At 74.5% G+C, this 23852-nt stretch carries 23 protein-coding genes and 1 riboswitch; of the genes, 10 read left to right on the top strand and 13 right to left on the bottom strand.

From position 1 onward, the window contains the following. Positions 1-55: 55 nt before the first annotated feature. Positions 56-1048, bottom strand: a complete 993-nt coding sequence (locus ACZ462_RS27755; protein ID WP_467805216.1) for a cyclase family protein — start codon at positions 1046-1048, stop codon at positions 56-58. A gap of 85 nt (positions 1049-1133) precedes the next feature. Between ACZ462_RS27755 and ACZ462_RS27750 the strand changes: the two genes are divergently transcribed. Further along, a complete protein-coding gene (locus tag ACZ462_RS27750) occupies positions 1134-2321 on the top strand; it encodes a PP2C family protein-serine/threonine phosphatase (RefSeq protein ID WP_467805215.1) in 1188 nt (395 codons plus the stop codon). 3 nt (positions 2322-2324) lie between these two features. Here ACZ462_RS27750 and ACZ462_RS27745 read toward each other — a convergent pair whose 3' ends face one another. Beyond that, positions 2325-2999: a cysteine hydrolase family protein gene (locus ACZ462_RS27745; RefSeq protein WP_467805214.1), complete on the bottom strand. Its 675-nt coding sequence runs from the start codon at positions 2997-2999 to the stop codon at positions 2325-2327. A gap of 116 nt (positions 3000-3115) precedes the next feature. Between ACZ462_RS27745 and ACZ462_RS27740 the strand changes: the two genes are divergently transcribed. Further along, positions 3116-3541 (top strand): pyridoxamine 5'-phosphate oxidase family protein, encoded by a 426-nt coding sequence (locus tag ACZ462_RS27740; protein WP_467805357.1) that lies wholly within the window; start codon positions 3116-3118, stop codon positions 3539-3541. Between the two features lie 30 nt (positions 3542-3571). On the opposite strand, the gene ACZ462_RS27735 is transcribed toward ACZ462_RS27740, so the two are convergent. Next, positions 3572-4492, bottom strand: a complete 921-nt coding sequence (locus tag ACZ462_RS27735) for a LysR substrate-binding domain-containing protein (protein WP_467805213.1) — start codon at positions 4490-4492, stop codon at positions 3572-3574. Between the two features lie 74 nt (positions 4493-4566). Here ACZ462_RS27735 and ACZ462_RS27730 point away from each other — a divergent pair, with 74 nt between their 5' ends. After that, positions 4567-5511 carry a DMT family transporter gene (locus ACZ462_RS27730; RefSeq protein WP_467805212.1) on the top strand — a complete coding sequence of 315 codons (945 nt, stop codon included), beginning with the start codon at positions 4567-4569 and terminating at the stop codon, positions 5509-5511. Positions 5512-5590: 79 nt separating this feature from the next. Here ACZ462_RS27730 and ACZ462_RS27725 read toward each other — a convergent pair whose 3' ends face one another. Beyond that, positions 5591-6916 carry an aminotransferase class I/II-fold pyridoxal phosphate-dependent enzyme gene (locus tag ACZ462_RS27725; RefSeq protein ID WP_467805211.1) on the bottom strand — a complete coding sequence of 442 codons (1326 nt, stop codon included), beginning with the start codon at positions 6914-6916 and terminating at the stop codon, positions 5591-5593. Between the two features lie 35 nt (positions 6917-6951). Here ACZ462_RS27725 and ACZ462_RS27720 point away from each other — a divergent pair, with 35 nt between their 5' ends. After that, complete coding sequence (locus tag ACZ462_RS27720) at positions 6952-7638, top strand: pyridoxamine 5'-phosphate oxidase family protein (RefSeq protein ID WP_467805210.1); 687 nt, start codon at positions 6952-6954, stop codon at positions 7636-7638. Here the strand turns inward: ACZ462_RS27720 and ACZ462_RS27715 are convergent. Continuing rightward, positions 7620-8636 (bottom strand): DMT family transporter, encoded by a 1017-nt coding sequence (locus ACZ462_RS27715; protein WP_467805209.1) that lies wholly within the window; start codon positions 8634-8636, stop codon positions 7620-7622. The two genes, ACZ462_RS27720 and ACZ462_RS27715, sit on opposite strands and share 19 nt — an antisense overlap. 166 nt (positions 8637-8802) lie before the next feature. Next, positions 8803-9819 (bottom strand): EamA family transporter, encoded by a 1017-nt coding sequence (locus tag ACZ462_RS27710; protein WP_467805208.1) that lies wholly within the window; start codon positions 9817-9819, stop codon positions 8803-8805. Positions 9820-9992: 173 nt separating this feature from the next. Here ACZ462_RS27710 and ACZ462_RS27705 point away from each other — a divergent pair, with 173 nt between their 5' ends. From ACZ462_RS27705 to ACZ462_RS27695, 3 genes are all read left to right on the top strand, one after another. Then, positions 9993-10421 carry a type II toxin-antitoxin system Rv0910 family toxin gene (locus tag ACZ462_RS27705; protein ID WP_467805207.1) on the top strand — a complete coding sequence of 143 codons (429 nt, stop codon included), beginning with the start codon at positions 9993-9995 and terminating at the stop codon, positions 10419-10421. Positions 10422-10596: 175 nt separating this feature from the next. Further along, positions 10597-11355, top strand: coding sequence for a hypothetical protein (locus tag ACZ462_RS27700; protein ID WP_467805206.1), 759 nt, complete (start codon positions 10597-10599; stop codon positions 11353-11355). Positions 11356-11405: 50 nt separating this feature from the next. Next, positions 11406-12230: a PhzF family phenazine biosynthesis protein gene (locus tag ACZ462_RS27695; protein WP_467805205.1), complete on the top strand. Its 825-nt coding sequence runs from the start codon at positions 11406-11408 to the stop codon at positions 12228-12230. 37 nt (positions 12231-12267) lie between these two features. On the opposite strand, the gene ACZ462_RS27690 is transcribed toward ACZ462_RS27695, so the two are convergent. Together ACZ462_RS27690 and ACZ462_RS27685 are read right to left on the bottom strand one after the other, a co-directional pair. After that, positions 12268-13014 (bottom strand): CPBP family intramembrane glutamic endopeptidase, encoded by a 747-nt coding sequence (locus ACZ462_RS27690; RefSeq protein ID WP_467805356.1) that lies wholly within the window; start codon positions 13012-13014, stop codon positions 12268-12270. A 172-nt stretch (positions 13015-13186) separates the two neighbouring features. Continuing rightward, positions 13187-14725 (bottom strand): glutamate-cysteine ligase family protein, encoded by a 1539-nt coding sequence (locus ACZ462_RS27685; protein WP_467805204.1) that lies wholly within the window; start codon positions 14723-14725, stop codon positions 13187-13189. Positions 14726-15220: 495 nt separating this feature from the next. On the opposite strand from ACZ462_RS27685, the gene ACZ462_RS27680 reads away from it, so the two are divergent. Both ACZ462_RS27680 and ACZ462_RS27675 read left to right on the top strand, forming a co-directional pair. Next, a complete protein-coding gene (locus ACZ462_RS27680; RefSeq protein WP_467805203.1) occupies positions 15221-15847 on the top strand; it encodes a hypothetical protein in 627 nt (208 codons plus the stop codon). Between the two features lie 271 nt (positions 15848-16118). Beyond that, complete coding sequence (locus tag ACZ462_RS27675; protein ID WP_281277949.1) at positions 16119-16319, top strand: DUF5999 family protein; 201 nt, start codon at positions 16119-16121, stop codon at positions 16317-16319. Between the two features lie 111 nt (positions 16320-16430). On the opposite strand, the gene gcvP is transcribed toward ACZ462_RS27675, so the two are convergent. Continuing rightward, the gene (gene gcvP / locus ACZ462_RS27670; protein ID WP_467805202.1) at positions 16431-19316 is read right to left on the bottom strand and encodes an aminomethyl-transferring glycine dehydrogenase; all 2886 of its coding nucleotides are present in this window, start codon (positions 19314-19316) and stop codon (positions 16431-16433) included. Positions 19317-19512: 196 nt separating this feature from the next. Beyond that, a riboswitch (glycine riboswitch) is annotated at positions 19513-19610 on the bottom strand. A gap of 113 nt (positions 19611-19723) precedes the next feature. Between gcvP and ACZ462_RS27665 the strand changes: the two genes are divergently transcribed. After that, positions 19724-20104: a PRC-barrel domain-containing protein gene (locus ACZ462_RS27665; RefSeq protein ID WP_467805200.1), complete on the top strand. Its 381-nt coding sequence runs from the start codon at positions 19724-19726 to the stop codon at positions 20102-20104. A gap of 14 nt (positions 20105-20118) precedes the next feature. Here ACZ462_RS27665 and ACZ462_RS27660 read toward each other — a convergent pair whose 3' ends face one another. The 4 genes from ACZ462_RS27660 to ftsR form a co-directional block, all read right to left on the bottom strand. After that, positions 20119-21594, bottom strand: a complete 1476-nt coding sequence (locus ACZ462_RS27660) for a DNA polymerase IV (RefSeq protein ID WP_467805199.1) — start codon at positions 21592-21594, stop codon at positions 20119-20121. Between the two features lie 52 nt (positions 21595-21646). Continuing rightward, on the bottom strand, positions 21647-22285 hold the full coding sequence (locus ACZ462_RS27655; protein WP_467805198.1) for a MerR family transcriptional regulator: 639 nt from the start codon (positions 22283-22285) through the stop codon (positions 21647-21649). Positions 22286-22463: 178 nt separating this feature from the next. Beyond that, a complete protein-coding gene (locus tag ACZ462_RS27650; RefSeq protein WP_114056665.1) occupies positions 22464-22937 on the bottom strand; it encodes a bifunctional nuclease family protein in 474 nt (157 codons plus the stop codon). A 51-nt stretch (positions 22938-22988) separates the two neighbouring features. Beyond that, the gene (gene ftsR, locus ACZ462_RS27645; protein ID WP_467805196.1) at positions 22989-23741 is read right to left on the bottom strand and encodes a transcriptional regulator FtsR; all 753 of its coding nucleotides are present in this window, start codon (positions 23739-23741) and stop codon (positions 22989-22991) included. Positions 23742-23852 lie beyond the last annotated feature (111 nt).

Genomic DNA, 23852 nt, shown 5'->3' with positions numbered 1-23852 from the left:
CCCCGCTAGTTGGCCAGAATATCCCTTTTATCCAGCCAAGCCGTGCCGGGGGTGGTCAGAGGACGGCCACCGGGCAGACGGGCGACCCGGTGCCCCCGGGCACCATCAGCGGCGCCACGACCAGCGCGAACTCGTACCGCCGGGCCTCGGCGCAGGCCGCGGACAGCTCCTCCAGGTCGAGGTTGTCGAGCAGGGGTACCCCCATGGCGGCGACGGCCAGGGCGTGGACGGGCGAGTGGACGCCGGCGACCGGCGAGGGCCGGACGTCGCTGTCCCCGTCGCCGCCGAGCAGGCTGATGCCGCGCTCCGCGAGCAGCGGCACCGCGTCCGGGTGGAGGCCGGCGCTCGCCGCACCCGAGTCCCACGGGCCGGCCTCGCGGCGGCGCCGGGGCCGGCCGGTGCGCAGCAGCAGCGCGCAGCCCTCGTCGAGGGCTGCGCCGAGCGCCCGCTCCGCGTCGAGGAGGTCGCGGGCGTGGAGGGTGTGGCCGGGTTCGAGCCAGTGCACCCCGAGGGCGGCGGGGAGGTCGAGCAGCACGCCCCTGGTGACGAGGGGGCCGAGGTCCGCGACCGAGCCGAAGCGGGCGCCGCCCGCGCCGACGGCGTCCCGGGCGGGCGTCCCGCCGTACAGCTCCCCGCGGTAGGCGACGTGGGAGAGGGCGTCGAGGTGGGTGACCGCCTTGCCGTGGTAGTCGGCGCCGAGGAAGTCCTTGTGCGTGGCGGGCTCGGCGGGCTCGACGTCGCCGAGGTCGGTCATGTGGTGGAGGGCGGGGCGGGCGTTGTCGGGTCCGGGCCGGGTGTCCCAGGGCAGGCCGAGGGGGACGGTCCGCCCGGAGCGGACCAGGACGGCGGCCCGCCGCACGTGGTCGGGGGTGACGCGGTTCCACGCGCCGCGGCCGGCGGGGGTCCAGCGCCCCCAGGTGCGGACGGCGTCGAAGAGCTCGTCGAACGCGGCCTGGGAGAGCAGGGGGCCATGGCCGGGCGGGTCGGCCGCGGCCGGGTCGGGAAGGGGCCGGGGCGGAGGGGGTTCGTCGGCGCGGCCGGTGCTCATGGTGCTCCACCTCCAGGACGGACGCCCGGCGGTGCCGGGCCGCGACGGGTGGCAGCAGCGGGGCCGGAAGGGGCAGGCTGTATCCATGCGGGCGCCCGTACACACGGCCCCTCGACCCGGGGCCGGCAGCCACCACCAGGTCCTGTTCGTGCTCGCGGAGTGCGTACCCTTCGCGATCTCCCTGACGGTGCTCATCATAGAACTCACGCCCCTGCACTTCCTGTACACCGGCCCCCTGCTGTGCGCAACGCCGGCGCTGGCGGCGGTGACGATGGGGCCGAAGGGCACCCTGGCGGCAACCGGGCTGGCGGTCGCGGTGAGCGTCACGACGGCCACGTACAACCAGGCGTGGGGCAGCGGGCAGGTGTACGCCAACTTCCTCGCGCTGTTCCTCGTGTCGATCGCGAGCGTGACGACGAGCACCACCGTGCGCACCCGCCGGGAGAGCGAGCTGAACCAGGTCCGCCGGATCGCGGAGGCGGCCCAGGAGGTGCTGCTGCGTCCGGTGCCGGAGCGGCTGGGGCCGGTGCGGGCGGCCAGCATGTACCTGGCGGCGGAGACGGGGGCGCAGATCGGCGGGGACCTCTACGAGGCGGTGCAGACCCGGTTCGGGGTGCGGATGATCGTGGGGGACGTGCGGGGCAAGGGCCTGCCCGCGGTCCGGGCGGCGGCGGTGGTCCTGGGCGCGTTCCGGGAGGCCGCGCACTACGAGAAGGACCTGGTGGAGGTCGTGGCCCACTGCACGGCGGCCCTGCGGCGGGACGCCGTCGCCGCGGGGGCGACCGATGCGCACGGACTGCTGGAGGGCTTCGTCACGGTGCTGGTGGCCCAGGTCGGGGACGGGCCGGTGGTGGAGGTCGTCAATCGCGGGCATCCCCCGCCGATGCTGCTGCACGCGGGCCGGGCGCGGCCGCTGACACCGGACTCCCCGATGCCGCCGCTGGGCCTGGAGGAGTTCATCACCGGTCCCCCGGGCCGCACGGAGTCCCACCCCTTCGCGCCCGGCGACCGGCTGCTGCTGCACACCGACGGCGTGATCGAGGCCCGCGACGGCGACCGGGCCTTCTTCCCGCTGCCGGAGGCGATGGAGCGGCTGGGCGGCTGCGGCGGCCGCGAGTTCCTGGAGGGGCTGAGGCGGGAGCTGGTCCGCCACACCGGGGGCCCGCTGTCGGACGACGTGGCCCTGGTGCTCGTCGACAGGACGGCGGAGGAGGACGGAGACCCGGCCGCTGCCGCCGGGGCTTCCGGGCCTTCCGGGCCGGCGGGCCGCTGAGCGTCAGCGCGGCGTCGCGGGGGCGTCCGCGGCCCCTCCGGCGGCCCACCGGGCGGTCAGCGCGCCGGTGGTGGTGAGGGTGGCGACCAGGGCGAGGGAGTGGCGCAGCACCTCGGCGGTGTAGGCGGCGGGCACCCCGGCGACGGCATCGGCGGGGACGACGACGCGGTAGCCGAGGTTGACGGCGTCGAAGACGGTGTTGGGTATCGCGATGTTCGCGGAGACGCCGGCGACGACGAGGGTGCGGATGCCGAGGTTGCGCAGCAGCGCGTCCACACCGGTGCCGGCGAGCGGCGACAGCCCGTGCAGCCGCCGTACGACCAGGTCCTCCTCGGCGACCCGGATCGGCGGCGCGACCTCGACGGCCGGGCTGCCCGCCAGCTGCCGGACCGGGAGCCGCGCGGCGGCGCGGAACAGCCGGGCGTTGCCGCCGGAGCCGCGCCCGTCGGGGCGGCGCTCGGCGACCGCGTGCAGCACCTGTACGCCTGCCCCGTGCGCGGCGTCGACCAGTGCGGCCACCCGAGCCAGCATGCCCGAGTCGCGGGCCTCGCGGGCCAGCTCGGGCAGGGCGCTGCCCTCGCCCACGACCCCGCGCTGGCATTCGACGGTGAGGAGCGCGGTGTCGGCCGGAGCCCCAGGGCCGGGGCTGTCGGCTGGGCGGCGACCGGATTGCGGCATGGCTCCCCCTGGCGCGGCGGACGGCGGAGCCCCATGATTCCTGACACGCCATCAGATGTGAAGGGGTGGGTCAGTTGGCCGGAGCCTTCGGAACGCAGCGGCGCGGCCGCCGCATCATGATGACCGCCGCGGAGGCGGACGCCTTCCTGCGCGAGCAGCGGACCTGCCGGGTTGCGACCGCCTCCCCGGACGGCCGGCCCCACGTCGGGCCCCTGTGGTTCGCCTGGGACGGCACCTCGCTGTGGCTGTACTCGCTGACGCGCAGCCGCCGCTGGGCGGACCTGCGGGCGGACCCCCGGCTGTCGGTCGTGGTGGACGCGGGCGAGGAGTACGGGGAGCTGCGCGGGATCGAGCTGTCCGGCAGGGCGGAATTCGTCGGCGAGGCCCCGCGCACGGGTGCGCCCTGCCCGGAGCTCGACGAGGTGGAGCGGATCTTCCCCGTGAAGAACTTCGGCGTGGCGCAGATGCCGCATGACGGCCGCCACGCCTGGATCCGCCTCACCCCGGAGTCGGCCGCCTCCTGGGACTTCCGCAAGCTGTGACGCCCCGCCGGGCCAGGCCGGCCGGCCTGCTCAGCCGGTCCCCGCCTGCCGCTCGCCCGCCCCGGCGGCGATGCGCAGGGCCTCCAGGGCGGCCCGGACGGAGGGCCTCCGGTCGGCGTCGGCGCGCCAGACCGCGTACACGTGGCGGCGGACGGCCTCGCCGACCGGCAGCAGCCGCACGCCGGCCGGGACGGGCCCGCGGCCGAGGCGCGGGGTGACGCACACCCCGAGGCCGGCTTCGACGAAGGCGAGCTGGGTGTGGTGCTCCTCGGCGATGTGCCGGATGCGGGGCTCGACGCCGATGCCGCGCAGGGTGTGGACGAGCCACTCGTGGCAGAACTGGCCCTCCTTCCAGGAGATCCACTCCTCGTCGGCGAACTCGCCCAGCGAGACCAGCGTGCGGCCGGCGAGCGGGTGCCCGGTCGGGACCGCGATGTCGCAGAGGTCGTCGAGGAGGTGCTCCCTCGTGAGCTCGCCCGGCACCGGCATCCGCTTGTTGGGCCAGTCGATGGCCATGGCCAGGTCGAGGTCGCCGCGGACGACGGCGGCCATGCCCTCCGCGGGCTCCTGCTCCCGGACGAGGGGCCTCAGCTCGGGGTGGCGGGTGCGCAGCTCGGTCAGCGCCCGGGGCAGCAGGCCGCGCATTCCGGTGGGGAACGCGCCGATCCGCAGCTCGCCGACGGCGCAGCCGCGCCGGGCCTCGATGTCGGCCTGGGCGAGTTCGACCTGGGAGAGGATCCGGGCCGCGTGCTCGGCGAGCAGCCGCCCGGCGTCGGTGAGCCGGACGCCGCGGCCGTTCTTGGCCAGCAGCGGCTGGCCGACCTCGCGTTCGAGCTTGGCCATCTGCTGGGAGACGGCGGAGGTGGTGACGTGGAGCCCGTCGGCCGCGCCCCCGACGGAGCCGTGGCGGGCGAGGGCGTCGAGGGTGCGCAGGCGCTCCAGGTTCAACATGTAAGCGATGCTACGCCGTCGTCCGTAAAGAATCTTGCTTGTGCTACGTAGTTGAGCGCAGCAGAGTACCTGTCATGAGCGCACCCACCACACCCCGAGCCTCCGTTTCGCCGGCCACCGGCACCTCCCGTGCCGCGCGCACCGCGAGCCGCGTGGACTGGCGGCTGCGCTTCGCGCTCCTGTCCGTGGTCTGGGGGTTCAGCTTCCTGCTGATCAAGGTGGGCACCGAGGCGTACGCGCCGTTCCACGTCGCGCTCGGCCGGGTGTCCTTCGGCGCGCTCGCGCTCGTGGCGGTGCTGCTCCTGCGCCGTGAGCCGCTGCCGCGCGGCCGCCGCACCTGGATGCACCTCACCGTGGCCGCCCTGCTGCTCAACACCGCCCCCTTCTCGCTGTTCTCGTACGCCGAGCTGACCATCCCCTCCAGCCTCGCGGGGATCTGCAACGCGACCTCCCCGCTGTGGGGCATGGCGCTGTCGCTGGTCGCCCTCTCGGAGGACCGGCCGACCCGCCGCCGGGTGGCCGGCCTCGGCCTCGGCTTCCTCGGCGTGCTGACCGTCCTCGGCGCGTGGCAGGGCTTCGCGGGCATCGACGCCAAGGGCACCGCCCTCGCGCTGCTCGCCTCGCTCTGCTACCCGATCGGCTGGATCTACGTCCGCCGCACCCTGGCGTCGGTCCCGGGGTCCCCGGTCGCGCTGACCGGCGGCCAGCTGCTGCTCTCCACGGCGCAGCTGCTCCTGGTGAGCGCCGCGTTCACCACCGCCCCCGGCGCGTTCCCGCTGTGGCCGACGCTGTCGGTGGTCGCCCTGGGCGCGCTCGGCACGGGCATGGCGCTCCAGATGCAGTACGGCCTGGTCGCGGAGGTCGGGCCGACGACGGCCCAGATGGTCACGTACTTCATCCCGGTCATCGCGACCGCGGCAGGCGTCGCCCTGCTCGGCGAGACCCTGCACTGGAACACCCCGGTGGGCGCCGCGATCATCCTGGTGGGCGCGGCGCTCACCCAGGCCCGCCGCCGCTAGGGCCTGTCCGGCGGATCATGGCCGGGCCCGCGCGACCGGGAGGGTTCACCGGGTCACGGCACCAGCCGGCATCCGCCCTTCAGACGGTCCGGCCGCCCGCGCCCGGCCGGACCGCCGCGGCGAGCGCTCCGGCCAGTACGGGTGCCTCGGCCGGCTCCAGCCCCGACACCGTCACCCGCACCCCCGGCGCCGACCGCACCCGGAACCGGCTTCCCGGCGCCACCGCCCAGCCGGCCGCGAGCATCCGCGCGACCGCGCCCGCCTCGTCGGCGACCGGCACCCAGACGTTCAGCCCGCTGCGGCCATGGGCCCGTACCCCGTGTCCGGCGAGGGCGGCGATCAGCGCGTCCCGCCGTTCGGCGTACGAGCGGGCGACCCGTACGGGGTCCACCGCCCCGGCGGTCCACAGCGCGACCACCGCGTCCTGGAGCAGCCGGCTCACCCAGCCGGGTCCCAGCCGCTGCCGCCCGCGGACCCGGTCCAGGGTCACCGCGTCCCCGGTGAGGACGGCCAGCCGCAGGTCCGGCCCGTACGCCTTCGCGGTGGAGCGGACGAGCGCCCAGTGGGCCGTCGCCCCGCCGAGCGGGTGCAGGGGCGCGTCGGTGATGCCGTGCCCGTGGTCGTCCTCGATGACGAGCAGATCCGGGTGTGCGGCCAGGAGGGGCCGCAGCTCCGCCGCGCGCCCGGCGGCGACGACCGCGCCGGTCGGGTTCTGCGCCCTGGCGGTGACGACCAGGGCCCGCGCCCCGAGCCGGAGCGCCTCGGCGACAGCGCCGGCCGTCGGGCCGTCGTCGTCCACCGCCACGGGCAGGACGCGCAGCCCGAGCGCCGCGACCAGGTCGAGGAGGCTCCCCCAACCCGGGTCCTCCACCGCCACGGCGTCCCCGGGCCGCAGATGGGCGGCCAGCACCCGCTCGATCCCGTCGAGCGCCCCCGAGGTCACGGCGACGGGGCCCGCCGCGACGCCCTCCGCGTCGAGGGCGGTGCGGGCCGCCCGGGCGAGCTCGGGCAGGACCGGCTCGTCCCCGTACAGCGTGGGCCGCTGCGCGTGGCGGGCCGCGGCGGCGGCGAGCGCCGCGCCGAGCGGCGGCAGCAGCCGGACGTCCGGATTGCCGGAGGCGGCGTCACGCACCCCCGGGGGCAGCGGCGGCTGGTCCCGCGGGGCGGTGGCGGGGCGCCCGCGGACGCGGCTGCCGCGGCGGCCGTCCGTCTCGATCACCCCGCGCTCGCGCAGGGCGCGGTAGGCGGCGGCGACCGTGTTCGGGTTGACACCCAGCTCCCCGGCGAGTTCACGCATCGGCGGCAGCAGGGTGCCGGGCGCGAGGGCGCCGGAGGCGACGCCCGCCTCGACGGCGGCGGCGATCTCCGATGCGCGCCGCCCACGGATCCGATATTCTCCTAGCACAAAGCCGATTATGCACTAGTGCAATGGAGTGCGCCATGACCGCCACGACCGAGACGCCGACACCGGCCGGGGCCTCCTACGCGCCCACCGACCGGACCGTCCCGAGCCGTTCGCGCGAACGGGCGCGCTACGACCGCGAGACGGTCCACGCCATCCTGGACCAGGGGTACGTCTGCCACCTCGGCTTCGTCCGGGACGGCGCCCCGGTCGTCCTGCCGACGCTGTACGGGCGCCTCGGCGAGACCCTCTACGTCCACGGCTCCACGGGCTCCCGGCCCCTGCTCGCCGCGGGGCGCACCGACCCCGGCCTGCCCGTCTGCGTCACCGTCACCCACGTCGACGGCCTGGTCCTGGCGCGCTCCGCCTTCCACCACTCGCTGAACTACCGCTCGGTGGTCGTGCACGGCACGGCCCGCCAGGTGACCGACGAGGACGAGCGGCGCCGGGCCCTCGACGCCCTCGTCGACCAGGTGGTGCCGGGCCGGTCGGCGGACTCCCGGCCCGCTTCCGCGAAGGAGCTCGCGGCGACCGCGGTGATCCGCCTGGACCTGGCGGAGGTGTCGGCGAAGGTGCGGACCGGCGGCCCGAACGACGACCCGGAGGACCTCGGCCTGCCGTACTGGTCGGGCGTGGTCCCGGTCGCGCCCGCGTACGGCACCCCCGTCCCGGCCGCCGACCTGGCCCCCGGGATCGCCGCCCCGCCCTACCTCGCGGAGCTCTGAGCCCGTGCGGAGCCGGGCCGTCCGACCGGCCCGCCCGCACCGCCACCGCCCGTACCGCCGCCGCCGGCGACGCCTCGGTCGGCGGGCCGGCGGGCCTCCGCCGCGATCAGCGCCCCGACGGCGGCGAGCAGCAGCACCGTGCCGAGCACGACGGCGCCCGTCAGGCGCTCCCCCAGGACCAGCACGGCGATCACGGCCGCGCTGACCGGCTCGATCAGCATCACCACGGACACGGTCGCGGCCCGCACGGCCGCCGCCCCCGTGAAGTACAGGGCGTAGGCGAGGGCCGTCGGTACGACGGCGACGTACGCCAGCAACCACACCACCCGCCCGAGGTCGGCGGCGTGCGGCAGCAGCCCGCTCCCCTCGGCGGCGGCGAGCGGCAGCAGGCACAGCGCCCCCACCCCCGCCGACCAGGCGGTCGTCACGAGCGGGTCGCCACCCGCGCCTCGCCGGCCGAGGAGCCGGGCCCGCAGCGTCATTCCGGCGTAGCCGGCGGCGGAGACGAGGGCCCAGGCGACACCCGCCGGCCGCACCTCACCGCCGCCGCTGCCGAGGACCAGCACGCCGAGCCCGGCGAGGGCCCCGAGGACGGCGAGGACACCGCCGCTGCCGAGCCGCTCCCCCATCCAGTGGCGGGCGCCGACCGCGATGAGCACCGGCCCGGCCCCGAGGGTGACGACGGTGGCGACGGCCAGCCCGGTGTCGCGGACGGCGGCGAAGTACGCGGCCTGGAACAGCGTGAACAGCAGACCGGTCGCGATCAGCGAGCCGGTCGAGGGCCGCGCGGCGGAAGCGGGGCGCGGGCGGCGGCGCACGGCGAGCACGCCGAGCAGGACGGCGAGTCCGCCCGCGCAGCGCCAGAAGGTCAGGGCGAGCGGACCGAGGTCACTGGCCAGGAAGAGGAGCGAGGCGGCCGCCCCGGCGGTGCCCCAGGCGGCGCCGGCGACGACGAGGTAGATCAGGCTGCGCCCGGCAGAGGGCGTGGAATACGACACGTGTGACTCCGTGCGGTCGTGAAGGATGAGCGGATGTGCTGGTCATCGCTTCGCGGGCAGCACGGCCGGACCCGGGGACCACCCCGGGCGGGGACGCGTGGATGCGCGGCGGCCGCCCGCTTCAGGCGGCCGGCGGCGAAAGCACAGAGGAGTACACGCGCCCACCTTAAGCGGCGCCCGCCCCCCGGTCCAGCAGAATCGGATCCGCATCCTCCGCCGCCTCGGCGCCCGCCCCGGCGGACCGGGCCGCCACCCCGGAGCCTTTGGCGCGGGACGCGCGGGCGGCCCGGGCCGACTGGGCGACGAAGGCCCCCGCGAGCACCAGCGCACCGCCCGCCACCTGCGGGGCGGAGAGGTGCTCGCCGAGCAGGATCCAGGCGAAGACGGTGGCGACGACCGCCTCCAGGCATGCCACGACACCGGCCACCTGCGGGGAGAGGCTGCGCACGGAGACGACGCCCGTCAGGTAGGCGAAGACGGTCGCGACCAGCACCACCCAGCCCAGCAGGACCGGCGCGGGCACCGCGGTACCGCCCATCAGCGCCTGCCCGCCGAGCACCGACCAGTCCATCTCCCAGGGGCGGGCGATCACCGTCATCACCAGGGTGCCGATGAGCATCCCGTACGCGATCACGCCGAGCGGGTCGGGTACGTCGTCCCCGTCCGCGCCCTGGTCGGCGAAGACGAAGTAGAAGGCCTGGCAGCACGCGGCGGCGATGCCGAGCAGCACCCCGAGCGGGTCCAGGCTCAGCCCGGACCAGACCTCGACGACGCAGGCCAGGCCCACGACCGCGAGGGCGGCGCCTGCCGCGGCGGCCCGGGTGACCGGCTTGCGCTGGACGAAGCGGATCCAGCCGAGCAGCAGCGCCGGACCCAGGTATTCGAGCAGCAGGGCCACGCCGACGGGGATCCGCGAGAGGGAGGCGAAGTAGAAGGCCTGGACGCCCGCGACGGCGACGAGGCCGAACCCCGCGAGGAGCAGGGGTTTGCGGCGCAGCAGGTCGCGATGGCGCCAGGCGAGGGGGGAGAGCACCAGCGCCGCCCCGCCCACCCGCAGCCAGACCATGTGCAGCGGGTCCAGGCCCGCCTCGATCAGCGGCTTCGCAGCCACTCCCGAACCACCGAACGCGAACGCCGAGACGACGGCCAGGCCGAGTCCCGCGTTCTTTCCAGACGCGTGCATCCGCACATCATGACAGGGGGATGTCAGGAGCGTCATGGGGGTGACACCTGTTGAGACGGCCCCGGAACCGGCCGTGACCGGTACCATCGATTCTGACGAGCCGTCAGCATTGCGCCTTCGACCCGCCGGGGCTACGTTCCGCCGCACGTATCCGACCGAGATGGGGTGGCCGCATGGCCGAAGTCACCGCGCACGCACGCATCGAGGCGTCCCCGGCGAGGCTCTGGGCCCAGCTGACGGACTGGCCGGCGTACGGCAGGTGGAGCGCGACGCACACCGGATTCCCGAAGGGCGGTCCCGCGGCCCTCGCGGTCGGCGCGGCCTTCGAGGAGAACATGAAGATGATGGGCTTCCCGGCCGAGGTCGTCTGGACGGTCTCGGAACTGGAGGAGGAACGGCTCCTCACCCTCACCGGGAAGGGCCCGATGGGCGTGTCCATCCTGACCCGCTACACCCTCCTCCCCGACGGCCCCGCCACCACCGTCCGGATCGACGGGGAGTTCACGGGAGCCGCCGTCTCCCTGATGGCGGGAAGACTGAAGGACTCCGCGGCCGCGGCCCTGGACGAGTCCCTGTGCAACCTGGCGGCCCTGGTCGCCTGAACCCGGCGCGGCCGGTCGCACGCCGCGCCGCGCCCACGGGTGCGGGCGGACACGTTGCCCGCGTACGGCAAGGACGGGCGGTCTCCGGCTGCTGGCGGATCTCCTTGTCCCCTTGATCACGGCTGGCAGAGCCTGGAGCCCTTCGCACGCCACGGGAACGGCAGGGGGAACAGCGATGGCCGCGACGCGAATCGGCACCGTCCGGGAGGCGGGCGGACCGCCGCCTCCGGCGAGGGCCGGCCGGAGCCGGCCGGCGGGCGCAGGGCTGCTCCTCCTCTCCCTGGCCGCCGCACTGGCCTGCCACTGGGTCTTCACCGCCTGGCTGCCCGCCGATCGCGCCCTCTACCGCGAGTACCGGGCGGCCGGGGCGTGCCCGGCCCGCACGGTGGTACCCGGGTCGGAGGACTGCCTGCGGGAGGTCGCCTTCACCGTCGAGGACGTCGATCTGCGCCACAGGCGCATGCACGCCACCCTCCTCGGCCCGGAGCCCCACTCCAGGCCGGTCGTGAGGTTCGGCAATACGCAACCGGTGCTGAGCGGGCTCCGGCAGGGGGACCGGGTCACCGGCACTGTGTGGCGCGGCGCCGTCGTGGCGGTCGCCGAGGGGGGCGCGAGGCAGGACTCGTCGGACGCCCCCCGCGACGAACCGCAGACGGCGGCCGCGATCGGCACTCTCGCGGGACTGCTGGCGGCGCTGGCGCTGCTGTTCGGCGGGGTGCGCCTGGCCCGGCCGCGCGATCCCGGCCTGTTCACCTGGCGCCCGTACGGCAAGTGGCTGCTCACCGTCACGGGGCCCGTCTGCGCCGGCACGGGTCTGGTGGCCGTGTGGACGGGACTCCCCTGGCCCCTCGTGCCCTCGGTCGGCGGGGCGGTCGTCGCCGCCACGGCGTGGCTCCTCCACCGGGACCTGCGGCTCCGCCGGGCCGCCCGGTAGCACGGGTACGGCTTTTGTCGCGGGGCGGCGGTCGGCCGTACCGTCGCCGCATGCGCCTCCGAATCGTCGACGCCTTCACCGACCGCCCCTTCCGCGGCAACCCCGCCGGCGTCCTGCTCCTGGACGGCGGCTTCCCGCCCGACGCCTGGCTCCGGCAGGTCGCCGCCGAGGTGAACCTGTCCGAGACCGCCTTCGCCCACCCGCTGCCGCCGGGCGGCGGCGCCGACTGGGCGCTGCGGTGGTTCACCCCGACCGCCGAGGTCGACATGTGCGGCCACGCCACCCTGGCCACCGCCCACGTCCTCGCCTCGAACGGCCTCGCCGGCCGCGGCGGCCCGATCCGGTTCCGTGCGCGCTGCGGCGTCCTCACCGCCGAAGCCGCCGAGGACGGGACGATCACCCTGGACTTCCCCACCTCGTCCCTGACGCCGGTCGAGCCGGACCCCGCCGTCCGCGACGCGCTCGGCGCCGGGATCCGCTCCGTCCACGACACCTCGGAGCACATCGGGGACCTCCTCGTCGAGCTCGCCGACGAGGCCGCCGTACGCGGGCTCACCCCGGACCTCACCGCGCTGCGCGCCTACGCCCGCCGAGGGGTCGTCGTCACCGCGCCCGCCGAGGACCCCTCCCGCGGGTACGACTTCGTCTCGCGCGGGTTCTTCCCCGCGTTCGGCATCGACGAGGACCCGGTGACGGGCAGCGCGCACACCGCCCTCGCCCCGTTCTGGGCCGCCCGGCTCGGCCGCACCCGGCTGACCGGCCTCCAGGGCGGCGCCCGCCAGGGCCTCGTACGCGTCACCCTCGCCGGCGGGCGCACCCTCCTGACCGGGCACGCGGTCACCGTCATCGACGGCGAGCTCCTCGCCCGCCCCTGACCGCTGTCCGGGCCCTGCCGTCATCCGGGCCCTACCGCTATCCAGGGGTGGGCAGCCAGCCGACCCTGCCGGCGAGCAGCGCGTAACCGCCGAACGCCACGATGTCGAGGAGGGAGTGCGCGACGACCAGCGGCCCGACCCGCCCCCACCGCCGGTAGAGGAGGACGAACACGGCGCCCATCACCATGTTCCCGACGAACCCGCCGATGCCCTGGTAGAGGTGGTACGAGCCGCGCAGCACCGAGCTGGCCGCGAGCGCGCCCCACGGCGACCAGCCCAGCCGGTCCAGCCGGCGCAGCAGGTAGGCCAGCACGATGACCTCCTCCACGACGGCGTTCTCCACCGCGGAGAGGATCAGCACGGGGAACTTCCACCACACGTCGGGCAGCGCCTCGGGCTGCACCGTGAGGTTGAACCCGCCCGCCTGCGCGGCCAGGTAGAACGCCAGCCCCGCGCTGCCGATCCCGGCGGCGACCAGCGCCCCCCGGGCCAGGTCGCCGCCGGGCCGGGTCCGGTCGAAGCCGAGGACGCGGAGCCCCGGCGCCCCCTCGCGGGTCAGGAGGTGGGCGACGAGCAGCACCGGCACGAGGGCGGTGGTGATGCCGAACAGCTGCCAGGCCAGGTCCAGCCAGGGCCGGCCGGGGGCGTACGAGCCGTTGAGGGTGGCGGCCTGGTCCTTGAGGGCACCCGGCTTGGTCAGCGCGCCGATGAAGCTGATCAGCGACGAGACGGAGCTCGCCCCCAGCGACAGGGCGAGCACCAGCAGCGTCTCGGTCCGCAGCATCCGCCGCAGCCCGTCCTCCTGCAACGTTCCGACCACCGGCTCCGGCTGCGCCCGCACGTGAGTCTCCCGTTCCGCCCTCTGCTTCCGACCACCCCATACTGCCCCCTCCGGGGCGCGGCGGGATCATTGGAGTGCTTCGGCGTAACGGGACCGCCCGCGGGCGGCGGCGGGCTCAGCCGCGCTGCGCCGGAACGGGGGCCTGCGCCTCCTCGTCCACGAGCCCGACGGGCCAGGTGTGCACGGGGTCGCCCTTGTGCATCAGCTCGCTGTAGCGGCGGGTGATCGCGGCCAGCGCCGCGTCGCGGTCCATCCCGGCCGCGACCGCCCGGTGGTAGGTGTCCACCTGCCAGGTGGCCCCGTTCACCCGCCGCCGGCAGCGCTCCTCGATGATGCCGAGGTAGTGGTCGCGGTCGGCGGGCTCGATGCCCCAGGCGTCGAGCCCGGCCGCGGCCATCGGCAGGAGCTCGTCCAGGACGAGCCGCACGGCGGGCACGGCCGCCAGGCCCGCGCCGCGGCCGCGCCGCGGCCACCGCAGGCGCGCGTCGATCCCGTACCGGCAGGCCGCGTCGAAGTTGGCCTCCGCCTCGGCGAACGGCAGCCGCGTCCACACCGGCCGCTGCTCGTCCGCCAGGGTCCGTACGAGCCCGTAGTAGAAGGCGGCGTTGGCGACGACGTCGGCGACGGTCGGGCCTGCGGGCAGGACGCGGTTCTCCACGCGCAGGTGCGGCACCCCGTCCACGACCCCGTAGACGGGCCGGTTCCAGCGGTAGACGGTCCCGTTGTGCAGGACGAGTTCCTGGAGGCCGGGCACCCCGCCCTCGGCGAGGACCCGCAGCGGCTCCTCCGCGTCGCAGATCGGCAGCAGCGCCGGGAAGTAGCGGACGTTCTCCGCGAAGAGCTCGTGGACGGACTCCACCCACCTCTCCCCGAACCAGGTGCGCGGCCGCACGCCCTGTGCCTGGAGCTCGGGCGGCCGGGTGTCGGTGGCCTGTGTGAACAGCGGCGGCCGCGACTCGCGCCACAGCTCGTGCCCGAACAGGAACGGCGAGTTGGCGCCGACGGCTATCTGCACGGCGGTCGCCGCCTGCGCGGCGTTCCACACGTCGGCGAACCGGCCCGGCGTCACCTGCAGGTGCAGCTGGACCGAGGTGCAGGCCGCTTCCGGGACGATCGACCCGGTGCTCCAGACCAGGTGCTCCACCCCGTCGATGTCGAGGAGGAAGTCCTCTCCGCGCAGCATCAGGATCTGCTCGTTCAGCAGCGAGTACCGGTCCACCGCGGAGAGGTTGGCGGTGACCAGGTCGGAGCGGGTGAGGGTGGGCAGGATGCCGATCATCACCACCCCGGCGTCCATGTCCGCCGCCTGCCGGTGGGCGTAGCCGAGGCCCGCGCTCAGCTCCTCGGCGAGCTGGTCGAATACCCGGCCGCCGAGCCGGTGCGGGAGGACGTTCACCTCCAGGTTGAACATTCCCAGTTCCGTTTGGAAATCCTGGCTCGCAATGCGCTCGAGAACCTGCGCATTCACCATGCGCGGCATACCGTCGGATCCCGCGAGATTCAGCTCGATCTCCAGTCCCATCATGTTCCTGGGCCTGTCGAACCTCTTCTCCGCCAAGAGCCGCTCCAGCCCCTCCAGGCACTCGTGGAGCTTCCTCCGGTACCGCCGTCGATCGGACAGGTCGAATCCGCCCGCCACGACCTTCTCCCCCATCGGAGCGTCCCTCCTCGAGTGGGCGCCGCCCGGGTCCCGGGCGCGCGTGTACGGTCGATGATGCCCCGGAGGCGTGATCGATAACGCGGCGGCGGCGGCCGGAGCGGGAGGCGTGCGCCGGATTGGCCGAAGGGCGCCATGGCACATTCGCCTGGCAAGTCACTGTATGCAAATTCCGCATCGTCTTTGCCGGTCGCGGTTAATCGGCGCTTTCCAGCCGAGCCCCCGTCGGGTAACCTCCGAGGTCAGCGCGACATGTTCGCGCACAGACGGCATGAATGCCATCTCAGTGGGACCGGTAAGCGCCTTGCCGGCAATAGCCCGGACGGCTAGCCGAAACACTGTGTGAACACATGTCGTATAAACTCCGCAAACGAGGCAGAGAGTTGGCGCGCGGCCATTGCCCCTCAGCCCCCCTCTGACCCCAGAATGCGACAGCGCCGTCCCCGCACCCCGCCCCGATCCACAGGTCTCCCAACCGAGAGGCGACCCACCATGCCGCTGCATGTCCCCCCGGCTCCCGCGCCCGCCCTGCGCAGCGTCCTCGCGGCACTCGGTTCCCCCGCAGCCGTCGCGGCGGGAACCCCCGCCCTGCGCGCCCAGCAGGGCCCGCTGACCGCCGAACTGCCCCTGCCCGTCCACGTGCTGGACCGGCTCGGCGTCTCCCACCCGGGCACGCCGGCCCGCCCCCCGCGGACCCGGCTCGTCGGGTGGCGCTTCCTGATCCGCGGCGGCGACCGGCACATCGCCGCGGCGGACGTCCGGCTGACCGCCGACGGCTGGGCCTTCTCCCACTTCTTCGAGGGCCCGTACGTCGCCGCCACCGAACGGGCCCTGCGCCAGGCCGAGTCGCTGGGCAAGGGCTACCAGCCCCGGCTGCTGTCGGTGCCGGAGCTGTACATGCTGACGCTGTGGCTGCACGGGGCGGTCGGGGCCGACGCCTCCTCCGGCCTGCCGGCCGCCTCCGACCTGCTGGTCCCGCTCGCGCCCGCCCCTCCCGGGATCGCCGCCTACCGGCCGCACCCGGTGTCGGAGCTGCTGCCGGTGATGACCCACCGGCTGACCCCGCCGGCCCCGCCCGTACGCCCCCCACTGGCCACTCCCGCCGCTCCGGCCGCCTGACGGAGCAGGCCCCCGCCCGTATGGCCCATTCGGCCTAGCCCAGCCGGGCCACCTGCGAACCATCCGAATTGACAGGGGAGTTGGGCTGAACCGCCCGCACGAGTGATGCGTCATCAATCTGTGAGGACAGCTCCCGGAAATCCCTGCGGACTCGAGTCCGTGGGGCAACACTGGGACCCTGACCGCATCTAGTCGTCGACAACGGGGGGCGGCCATGAACCAGGCATCGAGCCGCAGCACACAGACCACACCGCAGCGAAAGAACGCATCCATGTGCCAGCACCAGCCAGCGTGCCCGTCAGCCGACTCCGCCGACCGGGAGGCCGCGAAGCCCGTGGCGAACCACCCGGAACAGGGCTGGAGCCTGCTGTGCAACGGCGTCCTGCTCTTCGAGGACACCGGTGAGCTGCTGCCGGACGGCCAGATCATCGCCCCGCACCGCCCGCTCGCGGCGGCGCAGGCCGCGGCCTAGCCGGAATCAGCACGGAACCGACGGTAGACGGCCGGCCCGGGAGCGTCGCTCCCGGGCCGGCCTTTGTGTCATGTCCGCGCGGCCCCGGCGGGGGCCGAGCGGACGGGTGCCTCAGTTGTCGTACTCGTCCAGCGGCGGGCAGGAGCAGACGAGGTTGCGGTCACCGAAGGCGCCGTCGATGCGGCGCACCGGCGGCCAGTACTTCTCCGCGGCGGAGACGCCGCCGGGGAAGACCGCCTCGTCGCGGGTGTACGCGTGGCTCCACTCGCCGCCCAGCGCCGCCGCGGTGTGCGGGGCGTTGGCGAGCGGGTTGTCCCCGGCCGGCCACTCGCCGGAGGCAACCTTCTCGATCTCGGCGCGGATCGCGATCATGGCGTCGCAGAACCGGTCGATCTCGGCGAGGTCCTCGGACTCGGTCGGCTCGATCATGAGCGTGCCGGCCACCGGGAAGGACATCGTCGGCGCGTGGAAGCCGTAGTCGATCAGGCGCTTGGCGATGTCGTCGACGCTGACGCCGGTCGCCTTCGACAGCGGGCGCAGGTCGATGATGCACTCGTGTGCGACGAGGTTGCCCGGGCCGGTGTAGAGGACCGGGTAGTGGGGCTCCAGGCGCTTGGCGATGTAGTTCGCGCCCAGCACCGCGACCTGCGTGGCCCTCTTGAGGCCCTCGCCGCCCATGAGGCGCACGTACGACCAGGAGATCGGCAGGATGCCGGCCGAGCCCCACGGGGCGGCCGAGATCGGGCCGACGCCGGTCTCGGGTCCGGCGGTGGGCTGCAGCGGGTGGTTCGGCAGGTACGGGGCCAGGTGGGCGCGGACGCCGACAGGGCCGACGCCGGGGCCGCCGCCGCCGTGCGGGATGCAGAACGTCTTGTGCAGGTTCAGGTGCGAGACGTCGCCGCCGAAGTGGCCCGGCTTGGCGAGGCCGACCAGGGCGTTGAGGTTGGCGCCGTCGACGTAGACCTGGCCGCCGGCCTCGTGGACCTGGGCGCAGATGTCGGCGACGTGCTCCTCGAAGACGCCGTGCGTCGACGGGTAGGTGATCATCAGCACGGCGAGCTCGTCGCGGTACTGCTCGATCTTGGCACGCAGGTCGTCCGTGTCGACTTCGCCGTCGTCGGCGGTCTTGACGACGACGACCTTCATGCCGGCCATCACGGCGCTGGCGGCGTTGGTGCCGTGTGCGGAGGACGGGATGAGGCAGACGGTGCGCTGCTCGTCGCCGTTGGCGCGGTGGTAGGCGCGGACGGCGAGCAGGCCGGCGAGTTCGCCCTGGGAGCCGGCGTTCGGCTGGATGGAGACCTTGTCGTAGCCGGTGACCTCGGAGAGACGTTCCTCCAGCTCGCGGATGAGCGTCAGGTACCCCTCGGCCTGCTCGACGGGGGCGAAGGGGTGCAGCTGGCCGAACTCGGGCCAGGTCACCGGCTCCATCTCGGTGGTCGCGTTGAGCTTCATGGTGCAGGAGCCCAGCGGGATCATGCCGCGGTCCAGCGCGTAGTCCTTGTCGGCGAGCTTGCGCAGGTAGCGCAGCATCGCGGTCTCGGAGCGGTGCTGGTGGAAGACCGGGTGGGTCAGGTACGCGTCCGAGCGGAGCAGGTCCTCGGGCAGCGCGTCGGCGGTGGCGGCGTCGAGGGCCTCGATGTCGGCGGTGACGCCGAAGGCGGTCCAGACGGCCTCGACGTGGGCGCGCAGGGTGGTCTCGTCGCAGGAGACGGAGACGTGGTCGGCGTCGGCCTGGAAGAGGTTCACGCCGTGGCGGCGGGCGGCGGCGACGACCTCGGCGGCCTTGCCGGGGACCCGCGCGGTGAGCGTGTCGAAGAAGGAGCCGTGGACGAGCTCGACCCCGCCGGCCCGCAGGCCGGCGGCGAGCAGCGCCGCGTACCGGTGGGTGCGGCGGGCGATCGTCCGCAGGCCCTCGGGGCCGTGGTAGACGGCGTACATGCCCGCCATCACGGCGAGCAGCACCTGCGCGGTGCAGATGTTGCTGGTGGCCTTCTCGCGGCGGATGTGCTGCTCGCGGGTCTGCAGCGCCAGACGGTAGGCCTTGTTGCCGTCCGCGTCGACCGAGACGCCGACGAGGCGGCCGGGCAGCGAGCGGGCGTGCTTGTCCTGGACGGCCATGTAGCCGGCGTGCGGTCCGCCGAAGCCCATCGGGACGCCGAAGCGCTGGGTGGTGCCGACGGCGATGTCGGCGCCCAGGGAGCCGGGCGAGGCCAGCAGGGTCAGGGCGAGCAGGTCGGCGGCGACGGCGACGATCGCGCCGAGCTCGTGGGCCCGGTCGATGAGCGGCTTGATGTCGCGGACGGCGCCGGAAGCGCCCGGGTACTGGAGCAGCACGCCGAAGACGCCGCGCTCGGCGATCTCGGCGGGGATGCCCTCGGAGAGGTCGGCGACGACGACGTCGATGCCGATGGGCTCGGCGCGGGTCTCGATGACCGCGATGGTCTGCGGCAGGGCGTCCGCGTCGACGAGGAAGACGCTGCCCTTGGCGCGGCCGACGCGGCGGGCGAGGGTCATGGCCTCGGCGGCCGCGGTGCCCTCGTCGAGGAGGGAGGCGCCGGAGGTCGGCAGGCCGGTCAGCTCGGCGACGACGGTCTGGAAGTTCAGGAGCGCCTCGAGACGGCCCTGGGAGATCTCGGGCTGGTACGGGGTGTACGCGGTGTACCAGGCCGGGTTCTCCATGACGTTGCGCAGGATCACCGGCGGGGTGAACGTCCCGTAGTAGCCGAGGCCGATCATCGGGGCGAGGACCTCGTTGCGGGCGGCGAGGCTCCGCAGCTCGGCCAGCACCTCGGCCTCGGTCCGCGCCTCCGGCAGGTCCAGCGCGGCCGCGCTCTTGATCACATCCGGCACCGCGGCAGCGGTCAGTTCGTCCAGCGAGCCGAAGCCCACATGGGCGAGCATCTTGGCCTGCGCCTCGGCGTCCGGGCCGATGTGGCGCTGCTCGAAGGGAATGCCTCGCTCCAGCTGGGAGAGCGGAATGCGGTTGGCGGTCATGTACGGAGGCCTCCTGGGTCGTACGACCTGCGAGGGGCACCACGGCGCGGGCACCCGGACGGCCTCCCCCTCTGTCATCTCAACCTGAGAGCTTCACCGGGCCCCTGCGGAATCTCCGCGGGGATCCGGCTTTCACCGTCGGTGAGGAGGGGGGACCGGCACGCGCCCGGGACCCGCTCCTGCTTTCCAGAGTGGCCTCGTCCGTGCGGTACGTATGCCTGAGAGATTCCGGGGAGGATTTGCTCCTTCGGCGCCTCCGTCGAACTCGGTGGAGGACTCTCCCGCACAGGGTCGTCAGCCGATACCCAGCCTACCAGCGCGCTTCCGGGGGCTCCCTCGAGTGGCCCCCCACCCGGATATGCCCTTTTGTTGTCATAGCGGAGGCTTGCGAGCTCGTGGAGGTGACCGTGCAGACCGACATCGACCCGCGCACCCTGATCGGCCGCAAGGCGTTGGACCGCAGCGGTGCGAAGATCGGCACCGTCGACGAGGTCTACCTCGACGACGCGACGGGCGTCCCCGAGTGGGCGGCCGTCCGGACCGGTTTGTTCAGCCGGGACGCTTTCGTCCCGCTGGAACCGAGCGAGCTGGTCGGGGACACCCTCCGGGTCCCCTTCGAGCGCTCCCTGATCAGGAACGCCCCGGACTTCGGCGTGGGCCGGCACCTCTCCCCCGAGCAGGAGCTCCAGCTCTACCACCACTACGGCCTGGACGTGACCCCGCCGTCGGAGATCGCGTTCCGGCGTGATGTGGGCCACCTGGCCTCCGGCGACCCGGACGAGGAGTAGTCCGGGAGCAGTCCTCAGAGCGCGCCCGGTCCTGCTCCGGCCCCCTCGGCGGACTCCGCGGAGGGGGCATCGCCGCGTCCGACGAGGGGCAGCGGTTCGGAGGGCGCCAGGTCGGGGTCGCCCACGCGGAAGGTCCGGACCCGGCCCGGCGGGGATCCCGGCTGCTCGAAGCGGACGGTGACGCGCCCGACGCCGCTGCCCTGCACCCATCCCGGCCCGTACACGGCGTGCGTGACGTCGCTGCCGGCCGGCCAGTGCCGGTCGGGGGCGGGCTCGGCCGCCCCGCCTGCACCACCGCCACCGGCGACCTCAGACGCCCCTTCCGTTCCTCCCGCACCGTCCGCACCTGGCAGCGGCCGTACGGCCGCCTGCGCGCCGGGATCGGCCCCCTGCGGCCGCGCCCCGGCCGCCGTATCGGCAAGGGACTGCGCGAAGAGGTCCTCCTGGGTGTAGTCCGCCAGCCCGCTGACCCCGACGCCCAGCAGCCGCACCCCGCCGGTGGTGTCCACCCCCTCCAGCAGGCGCGCCGCCGCCTCCCGCACCACGGCCGGGTCGTCGGTGGGGCCGCGGAGCGTCTCGGAGCGCGTCAGCGTCGAGAAGTCGTAGCGGCGCACCTTCAGCACGATCGTCCGCCCCGAGTGGCCGGAGGCGCGCAGCCGCCCCACGCAACGGTCGGCGAGCCGCTGCACCTCCGTCCGGATCCGGACCCGGTCGTGCAGGTCCACGTCGAAGGTGTCCTCGACGGACACCGACTTCGCGTCGCGCTCGGCGACCACCGGCCGGTCGTCCAGCCCCAGCGCCATCCGGTACAGGCCGGTCCCGTGCGCCCGCCCCACGAGCCGCACCAGCTCGTCCTCGCCGGCCTCCGCCAGCTCCCCGACCGTGGTGATCCCGGCCCGCCTCAGGTGCTCGCCCGTGGCCGGGCCGACGCCGGGCAGGGTGCGCACCGGCATCGGGGCGAGCAGCGCGCGCTCGGTCCCCGGCTCGATCAGCAGCAGTCCGTCCGGCTTGGCCTCCTCCGAGGCCACCTTGGCCAGCATCTTGGAGCCGGCCAGCCCCACCGAACCGCTGAGGCCCGTCGCGGCCGCGATGTCCGCGCGCAGCCGCTCCCCCGCCTCCCGCGCGGAGGCGGCGTCCCAGGCGGTGCCGCCCGCCTCCAGGTCGACGAAGGCCTCGTCCAGGCTGAGCGGCTCCACCAGCGGCGACAGCTCCCGCAGCAGCCCCATGACGAGGTCGCTGACCGCCCGGTACAGGGTGAAGCGGGGCACCAGGTAGGCGCCGTTCGGGCACAGCCGCCTGGCCTGCGCCGTCGGCATGGCCGAGTGCACCCCGAAGCGGCGCGCCTCGTACGAGGCGGTGGCGACGACCCCGCGGGGGCCGAGCCCGCCGACGATCACGGCCTTCCCGCGCAGGCTCGGCTTCGACGCCTGCTCCACGGAGGCGTAGAAGGCGTCCATGTCCAGGTGGAGGATGGTCGGCGCGGATCTCACGGCCCGATGCTGCCCTATGCCTCTGACAAGGCGGCGGCCGGCGTGCGGCCGGTCAGCCCGCCCGGTTGCGGCGCGCGGCCAGCTCGTCCGCGGGGTTGTGCCCGACGACGGTCTCGCCGGTGTCGACCCGCTCGCCGTGCAGCTGGGACAGCGCCTTCTCCACGTCGTGCCAGACGACGCCCACGGCGATGCCGAAGACGCCCCGGCCGCCCTGGAGCAGGCTGACGACCTGCTCGGGCGAGGTGCACTCGTAGACGGTGGCGCCGTCGCTCATCAGCGTCACGCGCTCGAGGTCGGAGAATCCGCGCTCCCGCAGGTGCTGCACGGCGTTGCGGATGTTCTGCAGGGCCACGCCCGTGTCGAGGAACCGCTTGACGATCTTGAGGACGACGACGTCGCGGAAGCTGTACAGCCGCTGCGTCCCCGACCCGTACGCGGGCCGCACCGTGGGCTCCACCAGCCCGGTGCGGGCCCAGTAGTCGAGCTGCCGGTAGGTGATCCCGGCCGCCGCGCAGGCGGTCGGGCCGCGGTATCCGACGACCTCGGCGGCCGGAGGCGCCGCCGGCGCGGTGCCCGGCGTGGTCTCCGGCTGACGGTGAGCGGAGCCCGCCGCACTGCCGTGGAGCGGGTACGGCCCACCGTCACTCCGTGCGGGGATGCCCCCGGTCGTACCGTCGCCCGTGACTCTCACGCCGACCCTCCGTCCTTGCCTGCCCCCTCGAAGGTAGGCAGTCGCCAGGGGTGCGTCAACGATCGCCACACTCGGCACGCCGAGTGATAATCACCCTGAGAGTGGTTTCCCGTGCCCCAAAACCGGGAAAGGATCGCCGAATGGGCTGCCGGCTCCGCAGTTTGCGGGGAACCGGCCGTCAGTGCGGCCCCGTGCCGAAGTCCTCCGGAGAGATCTGGTCGAGGAACTCGCGGAACTTCTCCACCTCGTCCTCCTGCTCGTCCGGAATGGCGATTCCGGCGTCGTCTAGCACGCCGTCGCTGCCGAAGATCGGCGTGCCGGTCCGCAGGGCCAGCGCTATCGCGTCGGACGGGCGGGCACTGACCTCGACCCCGCTGGCGAAGACCAGCTCCGCGTAGAAGACGCCCTCCCGCAGATCCGTGATCCGGACCTCGGTGAGCTCCTCACCCAGCGCCTCCAGCACGTCCTTGAAGAGGTCGTGCGTCAGCGGACGGGCGGGGGCCATGCCCTGCTGCGCGAAGGCGATCGCGGTCGCCTCCCCCGGTCCGATCCAGATGGGGAGGTACCGGTCGCCTCCCACTTCACGCAGGAGCACGATCGGTTGGTTCGAGGGCATTTCCACCCGGACACCCACAACGTCGAGCTCGTTCACACAGCAACCCTAGGACGTGCCCGGCAGGTTTGGGTAGTCGGGCCCGTCCGGTCAGTGCAGCCGCACCCCGAGGGCGCTCTGCACCAGGGCCTCGTGGAGCCGTACGGACAGCCCCGCCAGCTCCTTCGCGGTGGCTTCCGCATGTGCCCTGGTCTGCGGGTTGCGGTGGCGGCGCAGCGGTGCCACGACCTGCTCCAGCAGGCCCGCCTCCCGGTCCGCGGCGGCCTTCATGGCCCGCAGGTGCCTCGGCTCCAGCCCGAACCGCCCCAGGTCGGCGAGCAGGCGGGCCACCGTGAGCGCATCCTGGTCGAAGCCGCCGCCGGGGGCCTCGGCGAGCAGCCCGTAAGCCTCCCAGGCGGCCACCTGCTCCTCGTCCGCCTCGGCGGCGGCGATCAGCTCGGCCCGCCCCACCCGGGCGGGGGCCGCGGGCTCCCCGTCGGCGGCGGCCGGCGGCGGGGCCGCATCGGCGGACTCCCCGTGGACCGCGGGCGCGGGGATGCGGATCCGGTCCCCGCGGTCGACCGCGTCAAGCTGCTCGCGGATGACCTTCAGCGGCAGGTAGTGGTCGCGCTGGAGCCGCAGGATGCGGGCGAGCCGCTCCACGTCCGCGGTGCTGAACTTGCGGTAGCCGGAGGGGGTGCGCCGGGGCTCGACGAGCCCCTCCGCCTCCAGGAAGCGGATCTTCGAGATGGTGACCTCGGGGAACTCGTCCCGCAGCATCGTGATCACCGCGCCGATGCTCACGAGCCGGTCGGCCTGGCCTGCGGAGCCGTTCGCGGCACCGCCTGTCGGAGTGCGCAGCATGGAACCTTCCCTGGGGATCCCCGGAGCGGGGGGGGGGGGGGGGGGGGGGGGGGGGGGGAGGGGGGGGGGGGGGGGGGGGGGGGGGGGGGGGTGGGGGGAGGGGAGGGGAAG

This window comes from Streptomyces sp. NPDC031121 (assembly GCF_055570615.1).
This window is presented reverse-complemented; position numbering and strand designations above follow the sequence as displayed.